The 17,567-nt window shown below is 68.8% G+C and carries 16 protein-coding genes and 1 pseudogene; 13 read left to right on the plus strand and 4 right to left on the minus strand.

Going from position 1 to position 17,567, the window contains the following annotated elements; all coding sequences use genetic code 11:
* Positions 1-9: 9 nt before the first annotated feature.
* Positions 10-582 carry a DUF3515 domain-containing protein gene (locus QE397_RS07185; RefSeq protein WP_027506997.1) on the minus strand — a complete coding sequence of 191 codons (573 nt, stop codon included), beginning with the start codon at positions 580-582 and terminating at the stop codon, positions 10-12.
* 132 nt (positions 583-714) lie between these two features.
* Between QE397_RS07185 and QE397_RS07190 the strand changes: the two genes are divergently transcribed.
* Genes QE397_RS07190 through QE397_RS07205 form a run of 4 tightly spaced genes read left to right on the plus strand, consistent with a single transcriptional unit; the run spans position 715 to position 3,358 of the window.
* Positions 715-1,674 carry a thiamine-phosphate kinase gene (locus QE397_RS07190; protein ID WP_056445450.1) on the plus strand — a complete coding sequence of 320 codons (960 nt, stop codon included), beginning with the start codon at positions 715-717 and terminating at the stop codon, positions 1,672-1,674.
* The gene (locus QE397_RS07195; RefSeq protein ID WP_037187035.1) at positions 1,659-2,159 is read left to right on the plus strand and encodes a GNAT family N-acetyltransferase; all 501 of its coding nucleotides are present in this window, start codon (positions 1,659-1,661) and stop codon (positions 2,157-2,159) included. The genes QE397_RS07190 and QE397_RS07195 overlap by 16 nt, the downstream gene beginning before the upstream one ends.
* A 12-nt stretch (positions 2,160-2,171) precedes the next feature.
* Positions 2,172-2,693: a gamma carbonic anhydrase family protein gene (locus tag QE397_RS07200; protein ID WP_307092562.1), complete on the plus strand. Its 522-nt coding sequence runs from the start codon at positions 2,172-2,174 to the stop codon at positions 2,691-2,693.
* Positions 2,690-3,358: a uracil-DNA glycosylase gene (locus tag QE397_RS07205; protein WP_307092563.1), complete on the plus strand. Its 669-nt coding sequence runs from the start codon at positions 2,690-2,692 to the stop codon at positions 3,356-3,358. The genes QE397_RS07200 and QE397_RS07205 overlap by 4 nt, the downstream gene beginning before the upstream one ends.
* Before the next feature lie 8 nt (positions 3,359-3,366).
* Here the strand turns inward: QE397_RS07205 and QE397_RS07210 are convergent, their stop codons facing one another.
* A complete protein-coding gene (locus QE397_RS07210) occupies positions 3,367-4,158 on the minus strand; it encodes an enoyl-CoA hydratase/isomerase family protein (protein ID WP_222630710.1) in 792 nt (263 codons plus the stop codon).
* A gap of 115 nt (positions 4,159-4,273) precedes the next feature.
* Entirely contained in the window at positions 4,274-4,465 is a 192-nt protein-coding gene (rpmB, locus tag QE397_RS07215) for a 50S ribosomal protein L28 (protein WP_042576517.1), read from the minus strand.
* Positions 4,466-4,708: 243 nt separating this feature from the next.
* Here rpmB and recG point away from each other — a divergent pair, with 243 nt between their 5' ends.
* A complete protein-coding gene (recG, locus tag QE397_RS07220; RefSeq protein ID WP_222637746.1) occupies positions 4,709-6,937 on the plus strand; it encodes an ATP-dependent DNA helicase RecG in 2,229 nt (742 codons plus the stop codon).
* Positions 6,938-6,950: 13 nt separating this feature from the next.
* On the opposite strand, the gene QE397_RS07225 is transcribed toward recG, so the two are convergent.
* Positions 6,951-7,745, minus strand: coding sequence for an SDR family NAD(P)-dependent oxidoreductase (locus QE397_RS07225; protein ID WP_307092568.1), 795 nt, complete (start codon positions 7,743-7,745; stop codon positions 6,951-6,953).
* A gap of 257 nt (positions 7,746-8,002) precedes the next feature.
* Here QE397_RS07225 and QE397_RS07230 point away from each other — a divergent pair, with 257 nt between their 5' ends.
* From QE397_RS07230 to QE397_RS07265, 8 genes and pseudogenes are all read left to right on the plus strand, one after another.
* Positions 8,003-9,361 carry an MFS transporter gene (locus QE397_RS07230; RefSeq protein WP_307092569.1) on the plus strand — a complete coding sequence of 453 codons (1,359 nt, stop codon included), beginning with the start codon at positions 8,003-8,005 and terminating at the stop codon, positions 9,359-9,361.
* 68 nt (positions 9,362-9,429) lie between these two features.
* Positions 9,430-10,255: pseudogene (locus QE397_RS07235) on the plus strand (transketolase).
* Positions 10,252-11,244, plus strand: a complete 993-nt coding sequence (locus QE397_RS07240; RefSeq protein WP_307092572.1) for a transketolase family protein — start codon at positions 10,252-10,254, stop codon at positions 11,242-11,244. The pseudogene QE397_RS07235 and the gene QE397_RS07240 overlap by 4 nt, the downstream one beginning before the upstream one ends.
* Before the next feature lie 86 nt (positions 11,245-11,330).
* Positions 11,331-12,002, plus strand: coding sequence for a GntR family transcriptional regulator (locus QE397_RS07245; protein WP_027506987.1), 672 nt, complete (start codon positions 11,331-11,333; stop codon positions 12,000-12,002).
* A 135-nt stretch (positions 12,003-12,137) separates the two neighbouring features.
* Positions 12,138-15,545 carry a pyruvate carboxylase gene (locus tag QE397_RS07250; RefSeq protein ID WP_307097405.1) on the plus strand — a complete coding sequence of 1,136 codons (3,408 nt, stop codon included), beginning with the start codon at positions 12,138-12,140 and terminating at the stop codon, positions 15,543-15,545.
* Positions 15,546-15,558: 13 nt separating this feature from the next.
* Positions 15,559-16,146 (plus strand): 16S rRNA (guanine(966)-N(2))-methyltransferase RsmD, encoded by a 588-nt coding sequence (gene rsmD / locus QE397_RS07255; protein ID WP_307092574.1) that lies wholly within the window; start codon positions 15,559-15,561, stop codon positions 16,144-16,146.
* A gap of 14 nt (positions 16,147-16,160) precedes the next feature.
* Positions 16,161-16,643 (plus strand): pantetheine-phosphate adenylyltransferase, encoded by a 483-nt coding sequence (gene coaD / locus QE397_RS07260; RefSeq protein ID WP_027504973.1) that lies wholly within the window; start codon positions 16,161-16,163, stop codon positions 16,641-16,643.
* Positions 16,644-16,780: 137 nt separating this feature from the next.
* Entirely contained in the window at positions 16,781-17,554 is a 774-nt protein-coding gene (locus tag QE397_RS07265; RefSeq protein WP_027504974.1) for a DivIVA domain-containing protein, read from the plus strand.
* Positions 17,555-17,567: the final 13 nt, after the last annotated feature.

Raw genomic sequence — 17,567 nt, forward strand, 5'->3', positions numbered from 1 at the left:
CCTGCCGGATCAGTTGATCGGAGCGGGGTCCAGCGGCGTCTGCGGAAGGGCTCCCGACACCGCGGCAGACAGGGCCTGGATCGGTGTGGGGCCCGTGCCGTCGGGGATGGTGGCCGCGGCGTACACGCCCCGGTCGACGACGAACCACGTGCTCGCGGCGAGGCCCTGATCCGCGCCCGACACCCGGAACCACTGCACGCCGTCGACGACGTCGAGAGCGGCGGCCTGATCGAATTCCGCCGGACGCTCGAGCCCACACCGCAGCACGATGGGGTCGGTGACGTCCTCGGACTGCCAGGCGGCCGCACCCACGGGCGCGGGGTCGGCCAGCTCGGCGCGAGTGAACGAGTCGAACGTCTCGGGCAGTGCGCCGAGCAACGTCGCGCACTGGGTGCTCTCGGCGAGCGGCGAGGGGACCGCGCCGAGAGCGACGGGCTCGCGGACGGGAGTTCTGTTCGCCATGACCGCCGCGACGATGATGCCGACGACGAGCGCGACGGGCAGGGCGATCGCGGTGGCGATCAGAGCGGGGTGCAGACCCGTGGCCGACTCGTCCGTCGCGGTCGGTTCGTCCTGCGTCATCGTGCTCCCTCGTGTCGAACGGTCTCGGCGGAAACGTTACCCGCGCCCTGACGGGGGCCCGGATGCGTGACGACGACGAGGCCCCGTGGGATGCTGCACGACGGTGATCCACGACGGTGATGGAGGAGTTCTGTGTCACAGGCGGACGATCCCGCGACCGGGACGGTGGGGGACCTCGGTGAGTTCGCACTCATCGGCCGCGCGACGGCCGGCCGTGTCCACCCCCCATCGGTCGCGATCGGGCCGGGGGACGACGCGGCGGTGATCGCCGCCCCCGATTCCCGCGTCGTCGTCACGACCGACATGCTGGTGGAGGGTCGACACTTCCGCCTCGACTGGTCGAGTCACCACGACGTCGGCCGAAAGGCCATCGCGCAGAACGCCGCGGACATCGCCGCGATGGGCGCGCGGTGCACGGGATTCCTCGTCTCGATGTCGTGCCCGTCGACCACCGCGGTGTCGGACGTGGACGCGCTCACCGCGGGTCTGTGGGCGGAGGCGACGCGAGTCGGCGCGTCGATCGTCGGCGGGGACGTCACGGGAGGGGACCGGCTGGTGTTGTCGATCACCGCGCTGGGTGACCTCGAGGGTCGACCCCCGGTGCTGCGGTCCGGTGCCCGGCCGGGGGACGTGCTCGCACTGTCCGGACCCACCGGCCGGTCCGCTGCCGGGTGGGCACTGTACGAGGCGGGCTCGACCACCCACCCGGATCTGCTGGCAGCACATCGCGTCCCGACGCCCGATCCCGCCGACGGTCCGGCCGCGGCGCGCGCGGGAGCGTCGTCGATGTGCGACGTGTCCGACGGCGTGATCGGCGACGCGGGACATCTGGCGGCGATGTCCGCTGTGCGGCTCGACATCTCGTCGGCCGACATGGAGATCCCCGAGGACGTGGTGCACGCCGGCACCGAACTCGGCGTCGACCCGCTGCACTGGGCTCTCGGCGGCGGGGAGGACCACGTGCTGCTCGCGACCTTCGCCTCCGACGACGTGCCGACCGGCTGGCGCCGGATCGGATCCGTGAGTGCGGGAACAGGAGTCACGGTGGACGGTGTGCGATGGGAAGGACCTGCGGCATGGACGAGCTTCTGACGGTCACGACCACTCGGCTCGACGACCCGGACGTGGTCGCGATGATCGACGAGGTCCAGCAGGAGTACGTGCGCCGCTACGGCGGCCCCGACGAGACGCCGCTCGACGTCCGAGAGTTCCTGCCGCCGCACGGCGTGATGCTGCGGGCCGACCTGGACGGCGCCGTCGTCGGTATGGGCGGCTGGCGGACCCACGAGCACGGAGGACCCGAGGCGGAGGGCCTGCGCACCGGCGACGCGGAGATCAAGCGCATGTACGTCCGCACCGAGGCGCGAGGCGCGGGCGTCGCGCGTGCCCTGCTGCGGACGATCGAGGACACCGCCCGCGACGCTGGCCGGCTACGACTGGTCCTCGAGACCGGATTGCGTCAACCCGAGGCCATCGGCCTCTACACCTCGAGTGGGTATCGACCGCTCGTACCGAAGTTCGGCCTCTACCGGCACGAGGAGCAGTCGGTGTGCATGGTGAAGGATCTGACCGGATGACATGCTGGAGCCATGACCGTCTACGCACTCGGTGACCGTGAACCCGACATCCACCCCACCGCCTATGTGCATCCCGATGCCGTCGTCATCGGTGCGGTGACACTCGCTGCGGGAGTGTCGGTGTGGCCCGGGGCGGTGCTGCGCGGCGACTACGGGACCATCACCGTGGGGCAGGACACGAACATTCAGGACGGCACCGTCGTGCACTGCACGCCGATCCATCCGACCGTGATCGGCGCCGGGTGCGTCGTCGGGCACAACGCGCACGTCGAGGGGGCGACCATCGGAGACGCGGTCCTCATCGCGTCGGGCAGTGTCGTCCTCAACGGCGCGTCCATCGGATCCGGCGCGATCGTCGGCGCCGGCGCCGTGGTCCCCTTCGACGCCGTCGTGCCCGAACGCCGGATGGCACTGGGGGTTCCGGCCAAGGTCCGCGAGAGCCACGAGGTGGCGGAGGGGCACGTGGACGTCAACGTCGCGATGTACAAGGCCAATGCGGAGTACTACCGGGGCGCGCTGCGCGTGCTGTCGTGACGGCGCCCGTCGCGGATCCGGGGTGGGCGTCCGCGCTCGGTCCGGTGGCCGACGACATCGCCCGGATGGGCGACTTCCTGCGCGCCGAGAACGCCGCCGGGCGAGGCTACCTGCCCGCCGGGGAGGACGTGCTGCGCGCCTTCAGCCGCCCGTTCGAGGAGGTGCGTGTGCTGGTGCTGGGACAGGATCCCTACCCGACGCCGGGACATGCTGTGGGACTGAGCTTCTCGGTCGCACCCGACGTGCGGCCGGTCCCGCGCAGCCTCGCGAACATCTTCACCGAGTACAGCGCCGATCTCGGCCTGCCGACGCCCACCACCGGTGATCTGTCTCCGTGGGCCGATCGTGGTGTGCTCCTGTTGAACCGTGTTCTGACCGTGGAACCGGGCAAGGCGGCGTCGCACCGGCGCAAGGGCTGGGAAGCGGTGACGGCGCAGGCGATCACCGCTCTGGTGAACCGACCCGGCCGCCCCCTGGTCGCGGTCCTCTGGGGACGCGACGCCGCGACGGCCACGCCGCTGCTCGGGTCCACGCCCACGGTCGAGTCCGTCCATCCTTCACCGCTGTCCGCGTCGCGGGGGTTCTTCGGGTCACGGCCGTTCAGCACCGTGAACGACCATCTCGCGACGCTGGGCGAGGAACCCGTCGACTGGCGTCTGGACTGAGGCGGCCGTCAGTGGCCGAAGGACGGCCGGCGCTTCTCCACGAAGGCGTCGACACCCTCGATGCCGTCCGCGGTGGACGCCTGGTGAGAGATCGAGTCGGTCTCGGCGTCGAGCTGATCGGACAGCGTCGCGGAGTCCGAGGCGAGCAGTAACCGCTTGGTCGCACGGGACACCTCGGTGGGCCCGGCCGCGAGAGAGCGCGCCACCCGCTCGGCCTCCGATGCGATGACGTCGTCACCGACCAACCGTGTCAGCAGACCCAGGCGGTAGGCCTCGTCCGAGCCGAGAACGCCGTCGGTGAGCAGGATGTCGCGCGCGCGGCGGGTGCCGATGATGCGGGGGAGAGCCCACGTCAGACCGCCGTCCGGAGTGAAGCCGAGCGCCGGATACGCGGGACGGAGCCGGGTGGATCGACCGCCGATCGCGATGTCGGCGTGACACACGAGCGACATGCCCGCGCCCGCTGCCCAGCCCGGTACTCCCGCCACGACGGGGACCGACACCGAGGTGAGCGCGCGGACGAAATCGTGGAAGGTGTCGGCGAGCTGCCGGACGAACGCGCTTCTGTCGGGCGCTCCGTGGAAGGCCCGCACGTCGCCACCGGCGCAGAAGTTGGATTCGGCGCCGACGAGCAGCACGGCGCCCACGGACTCGTCGAGATCGGACAGCGACGCAGCGCCTGCGGCCATCGCCTCGCCGTTCAGCACGTTGCCGCCGCGGGGCGTCGCCACCCGTACGTACAGGACACCGTCCTCGACGGTGACGGGGGACGTGGCCGGGGGGTCGACTGATTCGGTCATCGTTCGAACTTAGACCAGGACTGCTCGGCTCCGGAAACGACAGAGTCGCCGGAGATGACAGAGGCCCCGATACCGAGGTATCGGGGCCTTGCCGTGAAAATGTCGTGCGGGAACGTCAGCCCCGGACCACCTTGCCGGCCTTGAGGCACGAGGTGCACACATTGAGCCGACGAGAGTTACCCGGCGCGACCTGCGCGCGGACGGTCTGGATGTTGGGGTTCCAGCGACGGTTGGTACGGCGGTGCGAGTGCGAAACCGACTTACCGAAGCCGGGTCCCTTGGCGCATACGTCGCAGACGGCAGCCATAGTCGCGAACTCCTTGGTATTCGAGGTGAGACCGGGACACGATTCGAACCGTGGCCGGTGTGGGGCAAGATCTTCGTACAACTGCGCCCGATACCTCCGGGCATGCCGGACGCGTCAGACGCAACCCTGCAAGACTAGCCGCTCGGGTGCCCCGAGTCCAAACCGGCCCGCACGCGCCGATGCCGCAGGTGCCTGGTGGAATGGTCGCACAGATGGCGGCAGCATCAGGACGGGAGCAGCGCGGTGGTTCAGCTCGGTGACCGGCTCGACCACGTACTGGGTCGCAGGGCCGCCGATCCGCTCGAGACGGCGTTCGGTCTCGTCACGGTCGAGGACCTGCTGCGTCACTACCCCTTCCGCTACGTGACACAGGGTCAGGAGCTGGCCCGCAAGGACCCGGACGACGGTGAACGCATCACCGTCGTGGGGACGGTGTCCAAGGCGGACCTCGTGCCCATGAAGGCGCGCAAGGGCCACATGCTCAAGGTCGTGCTCACGTGCGACGGTCAGAACGTCTCCGCCACCTTCTTCAACGGTCACAAGGTGCGTCACAACATCACGGTGGGGTCGCGCGCGATGTTCTCGGGCACGGTCAAGTGGTTCCGGACGTCCTGGTCGCTGAACCACCCAGGTTACCTGATGCTCGAGGGCGACGAGGACGACCTGGTGGGGCGCCCGCACGGCGGTGGCGAGCTCGCCGGCATGGCTCGCGGCGCCACGGACAGTTCCGGTGCGGTGAACATGTCCATGCTGTCGCTTCCGTTCCTTCCCATGTACGCGGCGACGCGGGAGGTCGAGAGCTGGACCTTCCTGCGCTGCGTGCGTCAGGTCCTGGACCAGCTCGATCGCGTCGAGGATCCGCTGCCCGAGACGGTGCGCGCCGAGCACGCGCTGATGAGCCTCGACGACGCACTGCGGGTCGTGCACTTTCCGGAGTCCGAGGACGACATCGAGAACGCGCGCTACCGTCTGCGCTTCGACGAGGCGACGGCGTTGCAGTTGGTGCTCGCCGAACGGCGCCACTCGGTGGCAGTGCGCACGGCGCCGGCCTGCGCGCGCGTGGCCGACGGTGTCGCCGCCGCCTTCGACGAGGTGCTGCCGTTCGAGCTGACCGACGGGCAGAAGGAGGTCGCCGAGGAGATCGAGAGCGACCTGTCCCGCACTCGGCCGATGAGCCGGCTCCTGCAGGGTGAGGTGGGATCGGGCAAGACGATCGTCGCTCTGCGCGCCATGCTGCAGGTGGTGGACGCGGGACTGCAGTGCGCGTTGCTGGCACCCACCGAGGTGCTCGCCACACAGCACCACCGGTCGATCACGCGGCAACTCGGGGCGCTCGCGACGGCCGGGGAACTGGGTGCGCCCGACCGCGCCACCCGAGTGGTGCTGCTGACCGGATCGATGTCGACGGCCGCGAAACGTGCCGCGCTGTTGTCGATCGTGACCGGAGACGCAGGCATCGTCATCGGCACTCACGCACTCATCCAGAGCACGGTGTCGTTCTTCGACCTCGGGATGGTGGTGGTCGACGAGCAGCACCGCTTCGGAGTCGAGCAGCGGGACGCGTTGCGCGCGAAGGCGAGAGAGGGCGTCAGCCCGCACCTGCTGGTCATGACGGCCACGCCCATTCCGCGGACGATCGCCATGACCACGCTGGGCGATCTCGAGACGTCCACCCTGCGTGAGCTTCCCCGCGGACGCGCGCCCATCCGCACCTCGGTCGTTCCCGCCCAGCACAGACCTGCCTGGGTCGAGCGAGCGTGGAGCCGGATCTCCGAGGAGGTGGCGGCCGGCCGCCAGGCCTACGTGGTGTGTTCGCGGATCGGCGACGAGAAGCCCGAGGATCTCGGCAAGGACACTCCGGACACCGCGTCGGCGGTCGATGTGTACGAGTCGCTCCGCGCCGGCGCTCTGGCGAACCTGCGCGTCGGGTTGCTGCACGGGCGGCTGCCCACGGAGGAGAAGGACGAGGTGATGTCCGCGTTCAACGACGGCGACATCGACGTCCTCGTCTGCACCACCGTGGTGGAGGTCGGTGTCGACGTCCCCAACGCCACGGTCATGGTCATCGTGGACGCCGACCGGTTCGGCGTGAGTCAGCTGCATCAGCTTCGTGGCCGCATCGGTCGTGGCGGCCACCAGGGTCTGTGCATCCTGCTCACCGAGCTCGCACCGGGCACCCCCACCTACGCGAGGCTCGACGCCGTCGCGGCGACGACCGACGGGTTCGAGCTCGCCGTTCTCGATCTACGGCAACGCCGGGAGGGTGACGTGCTGGGCGCAGCGCAGTCGGGCACCACGACGACCCTGCGACTGTTGTCACTTCTCGATCACCTCGACATCATCACCGCGGCCCAGACCTTCGCCCGCGACGTCGTCGATCGGGACCCGGGGCTCGTGGAGCACCCCGGTCTCGCGGCGATGATGCGATCCGCCGTGGACGCGACCAGGGTGGACTTCCTCGACAAGGCTTGAACGCCCGACCCGGTCAGTGCATGTGGCTTCCCCCGTTGATGTCCAATGTGGTGCCCGTCAGGTAGGACGCGTCCTCCGACGACAGGAACGTGATGATCGCGGCGACCTCACGAGCAGTGGCGACGCGTCCCACCGGGATGCCGTCGGCGATCGCCTGCTCCTGCTCGGGCGTGCTCCCCACCCGGATGGCGGTGTCCGCGGCGCCCGGAGTGACAGCATTCACCGTGACCCCGGTGTGTCCGATCTCGCGGGCCAGCGCCTTGGTGAAACCGAGAACCGCCGCTTTCGCCGAGGAGTAGGGCACCTTGCCGAACACGCCGCCGCCGCGTTGAGCCGACACCGACGACATGTTGACCACGCGTCCCCACCCGGCATCGATCATCGCGGGGAGGAAGGCCTTCGTGACGAGGTAGGTGCCGGTCGCGTTGACCGCCATCACCTTGTTCCACAGGTCCAGCGTGGTCTCGAGAAACGGCACCGGTGACGTGATGCCGGCGATGTTCGCCAGGGCGCCCACGGTGGGGAGCGATCCCGACTCGACCTCGACGGCCACGGCCGCACGAGCTCGCTCCACCGACGACTCGTCCGCCACGTCGACCTCGTGACCGAAGGCCCGGACGCCGTACGCATTCGCGATGTCCGCGGCGACCTTGGCCGAGGCCTCCCCGTCGAGATCGAGGACGACGACTGCCCAGCCCTGCTCGGCGTACAACGCCGCGGTCGCGCGGCCGAGGCCCCGTTCCGAGGCAGCTCCCGTGACGACGGCGGTACGGCTGACGGTGGCCGGTCGGGCCAGAGTGTCGAACATGGTGATCTCCGATACGGGTGTGGGGAAACGGCTGTCGAGGCTGCTGTCACGGTTCGAGAGGGGCGACGGCCGGTGTCGGCCGCCTGCGAAGGCTCGTCGTGATGCAGCACACAGTAAGACCCGAACTGCGGTTCAGTCAACTGTTGGACACCAACAGTTGACTGTTGACAGTGAACGTGCGGTGGGTCACACTCGTAATCGATGACGGCATCCGTCACCCTTTCCTCACACCTCCAACACCTCGAAAAGGGGTAGTCGTGAGCAGCGAGACTCTGGCCATGCGCGGGCAGGTCCACGGCACACCCGACGCCAAGCGTGTCGCCGTGGGGTCGTCCGTCGGCGCGGTGATCGAGACGTACGACTTCATCGGTTTCGGCACCGCCGCGGCGCTCTACTTCGGAACGGCGTTCTTCCCGGGCCAGAGTTCGGTGGCCGGCACCCTGGCCGCCTTCGCCACGCTCGGCGTCGGCTTCGCGGCACGCCCGATCGGAGGCATCATCGGCGGCCACCTCGGTGATCGTGTCGGGCGCAAGCCCGTTCTGGTGGCGTCGCTCATCGTGATGGGACTCGCGACGTTCGTCATCGGTCTGTTGCCCACCTACGCCCAGGTCGGCGTCGTCGCGCCCGTGCTGCTGGTCATCGTCCGCATCGTCCAGGGACTGGCGTTCGGTGCCGAGTGGGGCGGAGCGATTCTGATGAGCTACGAACACGCCCCGTGGCGGCGCAAGGGCGCGTTCACCGGCATCGTGCAGGCGGGATTCCCGGTGGGTCTCCTGCTCGCGAACCTGGTGTTCCTGTTCAGCGTGCACCTCGGCGGCGACTGGGCCTGGCGCGTTCCGTTCCTCGCCAGCATCGTCCTCGTCGTCGTCGGGCTGATCATTCGATCCAAGGTCCCGGAGTCCCCGGTGTTCGACGAGGTCAAGGAGTCCGGCCAGGTCCAGCGTGCGCCGATCGTCGAGTCCGTGAAGCAGGACTGGCGCAACATCCTGCGGGGTATCGGACTGCGCATCGCCGAGACCGCCGGCTACGCCGTGTCCATCACCTACATGATCTCGTACCTGCACAACGAGGAACTGGCGACGAAGTCCGAGACCCTGACCGCTCTCTGCATCGCGTCGGCGCTGGGCATCGGCGCGACCGTCGGTTGGGCGACTCTGACGGACAGGATGGGCCGCCGACCCGTCTACATCGGAGTGTGTGCGTTCGGGGTGTTGTTCGGAATCCCGATGTTCCTCCTCGTCAACACGGGCACCTTCATCCTCGTGGCCGTCACCTTCGTCCTGGCCTACACCGTGTGCCAGAACGCGCTCGCCGGTGCGCAGGGCGCGTGGTTCCCCGAACTCTTCACGGCGAGTCGCCGAGCGTCCGGAGCCTCACTGGCCTACCAGATCTCGGCCATGGTCTCCGGCTTCACTCCGTTCATCACCACGCTGCTCTTCGTCTCCTACGGCTGGATGGGGCCGGCAGTCCTCTTCAGCGTCTACGCGCTGATCGGTCTCCTCGCCGCCCTGTCCACCCGTGAGACGTGGGGCCCCACCGAACGACGACTCGCACTGCAGGCCGAGCTCGACGAGAACCTCGTCGCGACCGCCACCTCTCGAAAGGAATCGCTGTGACCGTCACCGACAGCATCACCACCGACCGCACGACACGGGTCCGCGCCGCAGAGCGATTCGCCTACGCCATGCGCCATCACGTCCTCGACATGGGCGAAGCGCAGGGTCAGGGATACTGTGGGTCAGGCACTGGGAGCGGCGGACATGTTCGCCGCCGTCTACAGCGGACGGCTGCGCTACCGCCCGGCGGAGCCGCACTGGGCGGAGCGGGACCGCTTCCTGCTCTCCACCGGTCACTACGCCATCGGGCTCTACGCGGCGCTCGCGGAAGCGGGCACGGTGAGCGTCTCCGAACTCGAGACCTACGGCTCCGACGATTCGCGGCTCCCCATGTCCGGCATGGCGTCCTACACGCCCGGGATGGAGATCAGCGGCGGCTCGCTGGGACACGGACTGCCGGTGGCGGTGGGAATGGCTCTGGGACTGCGCCACCAGGGGTCGCCGTCGCTCGTGTTCAACTTCCTGTCGGACGGGGAACTGGACGAGGGCTCCACGTGGGAGGCCGCGATGGGAGCCGCTCATCACCGACTGGGCAACCTCGTCGCACTCGTCGACATGAACGCACTGCAGGCCGACGGACCCACCGCGGGAGTCCTGGGCATCGAACCGGTGCAGGACAAGTGGGCGGCCGCGGGATGGTCCGTCCACCGTGTCGACGGCAACGACGCGGGCGCGTTGCTGGACGCCCTGGACGACATCGCGGCGCGGACGTCGCCGACCGGCACCCCGTCGGTCGTCGTGTGCGACACGCGGATCGGGTTCGGCGTACCCATGCTCGAGACCCGCGAGAAGGCGCACTTCATGCGTATCGACGAGGACGAGTGGAGCGTGTGCCGGGATCAGCTCACCGCTCGCTTCCACGACGCAGAATTTCACGAGGGAGACCACTCATGACCACCGCATCCGCCCCCAAGCTCAAGACGTCGGCGATGATCGCCTCGTTCGTCGACGAGGGTCAGCGCACCACGGCGGCCCCGTTCGGACACGCGCTCGTCCTTGCAGCGGAACAGGATTCGCGTATCGTCGGCCTCAGCGCCGACCTGGCGAAGTACACCGACATGCACATCTTCGCGCAGGCCTTCCCCGACCGTTTCTTCCAGATGGGGATGGCGGAGCAATTGCTGTTCGGCGCCGCGGCGGGCATGGCGGAGACCGGCCTGGTTCCTTTCGCGTCCACCTACTCGGTCTTCGCGGCGCGCCGCGCGTACGACTTCCTGTGCCTCGACGCGGCCGAGCCGAATCTGAACGTCAACATCGTCGGGGGACTCCCGGGTCTCACCACCGGCTACGGGCCGAGTCACCAGGCGACCGAGGACATGGCGATCTTCCGCGGAATGCCGAACCTCACCATCGTCGACCCGTGCGATGCCGTGGACATCGAGCAGGCCGTTCCCCAGCTCGCCGCGACTCCGGGCCCGACCTACCTCCGGTTGCTCCGCGGGAAGGTCGCATCGGTACTCGACGAGTACGACTACACCTTCGAACTGGGCAAGGCCAAGGTCATTCGACCGGGCAACGACGTCGTGCTGGTGTCGTCCGGTCTGATGACCATGCGTGCGCTCCAGGCCGCCGAGCGACTCGCGAAGCACAGGGTGGACGTGTCGGTGGTGCACGTGGCGACGATCAAACCGTTCGACGCGGAGACCGTCCTGCGTGAACTCTCGACGGACCGGGCCGCCTTCACCCTCGAGAACCACACCCGCATCGGTGGGCTCTTCGAGACGGTCGCCTCGGCGTGCGTCGAGTCCGGCACGGTGCGTCAGGTGACTCCCATCGCGCTGCCCGACGAGTTCCTGGCCGCCGGCGCACTCCCCACGCTCCACGATCGTTACGGGTTGTCCACCGACCGCATCGAGGAGCGTGTTCTCGCGGCGTTGCGGTGAGCAGTGCCGGATCGACACGGGCGGCCGTTACCCTGAGATCACTGTCGACCGGCAGCTGTCGACATCACCGTTTCGAGGAGGTCTCCATGGCCGCACAGCCCGCCACGCTCCTGGGGTTGCAGAAGACGAATCTGCGCGATCAGGCTCTCGACGCGCTGCGTCGGGCCATCACCAGTGGCGAGCTGCGTCCGAGTTCCGCGCTGGTGGAGACGGAGTTGTCGGAGCGCCTGCAGATCAGCCGAGGCACGTTGCGCGAGGCCCTGCGGCAGCTTCAGCAGGAGGGGCTCGCCGTCATCGGCGCTCGGGGTCGGCTGTACGTGCGGCATCTGGACGACAAGGAGATCAGGGACATCTTCGTCGTGCGCGCCGCGCTCGAGTCCACCGCTGCCGCACTGCTCGCGGAGCGAGACGACCGGCAGGAGTCGGTCGCCGGCCTGTCGAGCGCGCTCGACCTGATGGACGCCGCCGGTGACGGTGATCTCGAAGCCCGGATCGAGTCCGATCTCAGTTTCCACCGACTGCTCTGCCGGCTCACCGGCAACGAGACCCTGGTGCACTCGTGGACGTCCCTCGAGGGTTCGATCCGCATGTCCATCATGTGGGCCGGCAAGTCTCGCGCGGTCGGGAACATGGACACCGACCGACACCGCCGCATCGTCGAGGCGATCGGATCGGGCGACGGCGCGGCTGCCAGCGCCTCGGTGGCGGAACACATGACGTGGGCCGCCGCGAATCTCTCCGCCGACATTTCTGCATAGGAGATGCGAGCGGCGTGGACGTGATCGGCGCTACTGTCCCGGCACCACGACGGCTGCTCGCTGCGTTCCGCACATGTCTCATATCTGGACAAGTCATAGCTCCGTCTCGCCCGTACTGAAGGTAGGTTGACCGGAATGTTCTCCAAGGTGCTGGTGGCAAATCGCGGCGAGATCGCGATCCGTGCGTTCCGTGCGGCGTATGAACTCGAGGCGCAGACGGTGGCGGTGTTCCCGTTCGAGGACCGCAATTCGGTGCATCGGACGAAGGCCGACGAGGCGTACGAGATCGGTGAGCCGGGGCATCCGGTGCGCAACTACCTGTCGGTGGATCTGATCGTCGACGCGGCGGTGCGTGCGGGTGCGGACGCGATCTATCCGGGGTACGGGTTCCTGTCGGAGAATCCGGAGTTGGCGGCGGCGTGTGCGGCGGCGGGGATCACGTTCGTGGGTCCGTCGGCGGAGGTGTTGGAGCTGACGGGGAACAAGGCGCGGGCGATCGCGGCGGCGAAGGATGCCGGGTTGCCGGTGTTGGCGTCGTCGGAGCCGTCGACGGACGTCGATGCGTTGGTGGCGGCGTCGGAGTCGATGACGTTCCCGGTGTTCGTCAAAGCGGTCGCGGGCGGTGGTGGCCGCGGTATGCGGCGGGTTGCGGAGCCGTCGGGGTTGCGTGCGGCGATCGAGGCGGCGGCGCGGGAGGCGGAGTCGGCGTTCGGTGATGCGACGGTGTTCCTGGAGCAGGCGGTGGTCGAGCCGCGGCACATCGAGGTGCAGATTCTCGCGGACACCCACGGCGATGTGATCCATCTCTTCGAGCGTGACTGCTCGGTGCAGCGCCGTCACCAGAAGGTGGTGGAGCTGGCGCCGGCGCCGAACATCTCGGACGAGCTTCGTGCCCGGTTGTGCAGTGACGCTGTGGCGTTCGCGCGGAAGATCGGGTACTCGTGTGCGGGCACGGTGGAGTTCCTGGTGGACCGGGACGGTAACCATGTGTTCATCGAGATGAATCCGCGGATCCAGGTCGAGCACACGGTGACCGAGGAGATCACCGATGTCGACCTGGTGCAGTCGCAGTTGCGGATCGCCTCGGGGGAGTCACTCGAGGATCTGGGGTTGCGGCAGGAGGACATCCGGATCCGGGGTGCGGCGATGCAGTGCCGCATCACGACGGAGGACCCGGCGAACGGGTTCCGCCCGGACACCGGCCGTATCACCGCGTATCGGACGCCGGGCGGTGCGGGCATCCGTCTCGACGGCGGGACGACGTTGGGTGCGGAGGTGTCGGCGTACTTCGACTCGATGCTGGTGAAGCTCACCTGCCGTGGTCGCACGTTCGAGGACGCGGTGGCGCGGTCGCGGCGGGCGTTGGCGGAGTTCCGTATCCGCGGTGTCTCGACGAACATCGGCTTCCTGCAGGGACTTCTGCAGGACGAGGACTTCCGTGCGGGCAACGTCACTACGTCGTTCATCGAGGAGCGACCCGAGCTGTTGACGGCGCGGTCGTCCGGCGATCGCGGTACCAAGATCCTGACCTACCTCGCGGACGTGACGGTGAACAAGCCGCACGGCGAGCGTCCGAGCACGGTCTACCCACAGGACAAGCTGCCGGACATCGATCTGTCCGTCGCGCCGCGCGACGGGTCTCGGCAGCGGCTGCTCGAGCTCGGTCCCGAGGGTTTCGCCCGCGACCTGCGTCAGCGAAAGGCGTTGGGCGTCACCGACACCACGTTCCGCGACGCCCACCAGTCGTTGTTGGCCACGCGCGTGCGGACCTCGGGACTGCTGATGGTCGCCCCCTACGTCGCGCGGACCACACCCGAACTGTTGTCGATCGAGTGCTGGGGCGGTGCGACGTACGACGTGGCGCTGCGGTTCCTGCACGAGGATCCGTGGGAGCGGTTGGCGGCGCTGCGGGAGGCGGTGCCGAACATCGCCCTGCAGATGTTGCTGCGCGGGCGTAACACCGTCGGCTACACCCCCTACCCGGAGCGGGTGACGACAGCATTCGTCGAGGAAGCGGCGGCGACGGGTGTGGACATCTTCCGCATCTTCGACGCGCTGAACAACGTCGATCAGATGCGCCCGGCGATCGACGCCGTCCGCGAGACCGGCACGACGATCGCCGAGGTGGCGATGTCGTACACCGGTGATCTGTCGAACCCCGGCGAGAAGCTCTACACGCTGGACTATTACCTGCGGTTGGCGGAGCAGATCGTCGACGCCGGCGCGCACGTGTTGGCGATCAAGGACATGGCGGGGCTTCTGCGGGCGCCGGCGGCGGCGACGTTGGTGACGGCGCTGCGCAAGAATTTCGATCTGCCGGTGCACGTGCACACCCACGACACTCCGGGTGGTCAGTTGGCGACGTACCTGGCGGCGTGGGAGGCCGGGGCGGACGCTGTGGACGGGGCGTCGGCGTCGATGGCGGGCACGACCAGTCAGCCGGCGTTGTCGGCGATCGTGGCGGCGGCGGCGCACACCGAGCGGGACACCGGGTTGGATCTGGCGGCGGTGTGCGATCTGGAGCCGTACTGGGAGGCGATCCGGAAGGTGTACGCCCCGTTCGAGTCCGGGCTCCCCGCTCCGACCGGGCGGGTCTACACGCACGAGATTCCGGGTGGGCAGCTGTCGAATCTGCGTCAGCAGGCCATCGCGTTGGGTCTGGGGGATCGGTTCGAGGACGTGGAGAAGGCGTACGCGGATGCGGATCGGTTGTTGGGCCGGTTGATCAAGGTGACGCCGTCGTCGAAGGTGGTGGGCGATCTGGCGTTGCACCTGGTGGGGGCGGGGGTGTCGATGGAGGACTTCGCGGCGGATCCGGGGAAGTTCGATATTCCCGATTCGGTGATCGGGTTCCTGCGCGGCGATCTGGGCACCCCGGCCGGTGGGTGGCCGGAGCCGTTCCGCACCACCGCGTTGGCGGGGCGCGGCGCCGGGCGTGGGGAGGCGACGTTGACGACGCAGGACGAGGTGCTGCTCTCCGGCACCAGTGCGGAGCGGCGTGATCGTCTCAATCATCTGTTGTTCCCGGGGCCGGCGAAGGAGTTGGCGGAGCACCGGGAGAAGTACGGGGACACCTCGGGGTTGTCGGCGAATCAGTTCTTCTACGGATTGCGTCAGGGCGACGAGCATCGGGTGCGCCTGGAGAAGGGTGTGGATCTGCTGATCGGGTTGGAGGCGATCTCGGAGCCGGACGAGGCGGGGATGCGGACGGTGATGTGCATCCTGAACGGTCAGTTGCGGCCGGTGTCGGTGCGGGACCGGTCGATCTCGGCGGATGCGCCGACGACGGAGAAGGCGGACCGGTCCGATCCGTCGCATCTGGCGGCGCCGTTCGCGGGTGTGGTGACGTTGACCGCGGAGGTGGGGCAGTCGGTGTCGGCGGGGGAGACGGTGGCGACGATCGAGGCGATGAAGATGGAAGCAGCCGTCACCGCGCCGCGGGCGGGCACCGTCACCCGTCTGGCTCTGTCCGGTGTCGCGCAGGTCGAGGGCGGGGACCTGATCTGCGTCATCGCCGTCGGCGACACCACCGACCGCTCCTGACAGGGTTCTCGCAGTGACCAGGATCGTGGCCGGGACGGCCGGCGGGCGTTCGCTCGTCGTGCCGTCCCGCGGCACCAGACCCACCGCGGACCGGGTCCGAGAGGCGCTCTTCAGTGCGCTCGAGAGCCGGATGTACCTCGACGGTGCGTCGGTGCTGGACCTGTACGCGGGATCGGGCGCTCTCGGCCTCGAAGCGCTCTCGCGCGGAGCCGAGCACGTCCTCCTCGTCGAGAACGACGCGCGCGCGGCGGCCGTGGTCGCCCGGAACATCGAATCCGTGGGACTGCCGGGAGCGCAGGTGCGTATTGCGCCCGTCGCAGCCGTCGTCGGCGGGACACCGGAGCGCCGCTACGACCTCGTGCTCGCCGATCCTCCGTACTCCGTGTCGGACGGCGCCGTGTCCTCGGTGTTGGACCGACTCGTCGAGGGCGAGTGGCTCGCCGAGGACGCCCTCGTGGTCGTCGAGCGGTCCTCGCGCTCGCCCGCAACGGTGTGGCCCGCCGGGCTCGTCGAACTGAAGGCCAAGCGCTACGGCGAGGCTCGCATCGACATGGCCCGGTTCGAGGTCGCGCAGATCGAGCACCCCGCACGGGGAAGCTGATACGTTCACCCACCATGAGCCGCGCCCTGGTCCCGGGATCCTTCGATCCGATCCACAACGGTCATCTCGACGTGATCTCGCGCGTCGCAACGCAATTCGACGAGGTCATCGTCACGGTGGTGGTGAACCCCAACAAGAGTGGACTCTTCACCGTCGACGAACGGGTCGAGATGCTGGCGCAGGCCACCACTCATCTGCAGGGTGTGCGCGTCGCGACGTGGCAGGGGTTGCTCGTCGACTTCGCGTCGGAGTCCGGGGCCACCGCCATCGTCAAGGGTCTGCGCAACGCCGCCGACTTCGACTACGAGGTGCAGATGGCGCAGATGAACCGGCGACTCACCGGCGTGGACACAGTGTTCCTCGGAACCGACCCGGTGCACAGCAGCCTGTCGAGCTCGCTCATCAAGGAGATCGCGCGATTGGGCGGAGACGTCACGACGATGGTCCCGGCCGCCGTGCACGACCGACTGCTGGCCCGGCTCGCCGAGCGCTCCTGACCGGGCCGGACGGCGACACACCGGGGGACAATCGTGCGGACCGGTGCGCGTACCGGGCACACTGACACCGGAGATCGCGCCCGACGGGTGTGGTCGCCGAACTCAGAGACTGTCGATCGAAGTGAGGGCCGAGCACGGTGTACCGGGTATTCGAGGCGCTCGACGAGCTCGTCGCGATCGTCGAGGAGGCGCGCGGCGTCCCGATGACCGCGGGATGCGTCGTCCCGCGTGGTGATGTGCTGGAGCTGCTGGACGACGTCCGAGACGCCATTCCGGGTGAGCTCGACGACGCGCAGGACGTGCTGGACCACCGCGACAAGCTGGTGTCGGACGCACGGACCGGTGCCGAGAAGACGATCTCGTCGGCCGACGCGGAAGCCACCAGCACGGTGGAGAACGCGCGGGACGAGGCCGATCGACTCCTGGCCGACGCGAAGGCCCACGCCGACCGGATGGTCGCCGAGGCCACCGCGCACGCCGAGAGCCTCGTCGCCGACGCCACCGCGCGCGCCGACGCCACCATCGCGGACGCGGAGCACGAGTACGAGACGCTGACCGAGCGCGGCCGCGTCGAGTCCGCTCGCTCGATCGACGCCGGCAAGGCGGCCTACGAGCGTTCCGTCGCCGAGGGTCTCGCCGAACAGGAGCGCCTGGTCTCGCAGACCGAGGTGGTGCAGTCCGCGCACGCGGAGTCCGCTCGGGTCATCGACGCGGCGCACGCCGAGTCCGATCGTCTGCGTACCGAGTGCGACCTCTACGTCGACACGAAGTTCGCGGAGTTCGAGGAGATTCTCTCCGGCACGTTGCGGTCCGTCGGTCGGGGACGGCAGCAGCTCCGCACCGGCAGTGGCGTTCCGAGTTACGACACCGATTTCGCCGACTCGCGTGGTGAGGGCCGCTCGCGCTACTGACCGCCACGCAGAT

This window comes from Rhodococcus sp. SORGH_AS_0301 (assembly GCF_030818285.1).
GTDB lineage: Bacteria > Actinomycetota > Actinomycetes > Mycobacteriales > Mycobacteriaceae > Rhodococcoides.

Excerpts from the sequence above, each read along its gene's own strand:
- QE397_RS07185 (WP_027506997.1), bottom strand. The coding sequence starts at position 582 with ATGACGCAGGACGAACCGACCGCGACGGACGAGTCGGCCACGGGTCTG.
- QE397_RS07195 (WP_037187035.1), top strand. The coding sequence starts at position 1,659 with ATGGACGAGCTTCTGACGGTCACGACCACTCGGCTCGACGACCCGGAC.
- QE397_RS07200 (WP_307092562.1), top strand. The coding sequence starts at position 2,172 with ATGACCGTCTACGCACTCGGTGACCGTGAACCCGACATCCACCCCACC.
- QE397_RS07210 (WP_222630710.1), bottom strand. The coding sequence starts at position 4,158 with ATGACCGAATCAGTCGACCCCCCGGCCACGTCCCCCGTCACCGTCGAG.
- rpmB (WP_042576517.1), bottom strand. The coding sequence starts at position 4,465 with ATGGCTGCCGTCTGCGACGTATGCGCCAAGGGACCCGGCTTCGGTAAG.
- QE397_RS07225 (WP_307092568.1), bottom strand. The coding sequence starts at position 7,745 with ATGTTCGACACTCTGGCCCGACCGGCCACCGTCAGCCGTACCGCCGTC.
- QE397_RS07240 (WP_307092572.1), top strand. The coding sequence starts at position 10,252 with ATGACCACCGCATCCGCCCCCAAGCTCAAGACGTCGGCGATGATCGCC.
- QE397_RS07245 (WP_027506987.1), top strand. The coding sequence starts at position 11,331 with ATGGCCGCACAGCCCGCCACGCTCCTGGGGTTGCAGAAGACGAATCTG.
- QE397_RS07250 (WP_307097405.1), top strand. The coding sequence starts at position 12,138 with ATGTTCTCCAAGGTGCTGGTGGCAAATCGCGGCGAGATCGCGATCCGT.
- coaD (WP_027504973.1), top strand. The coding sequence starts at position 16,161 with ATGAGCCGCGCCCTGGTCCCGGGATCCTTCGATCCGATCCACAACGGT.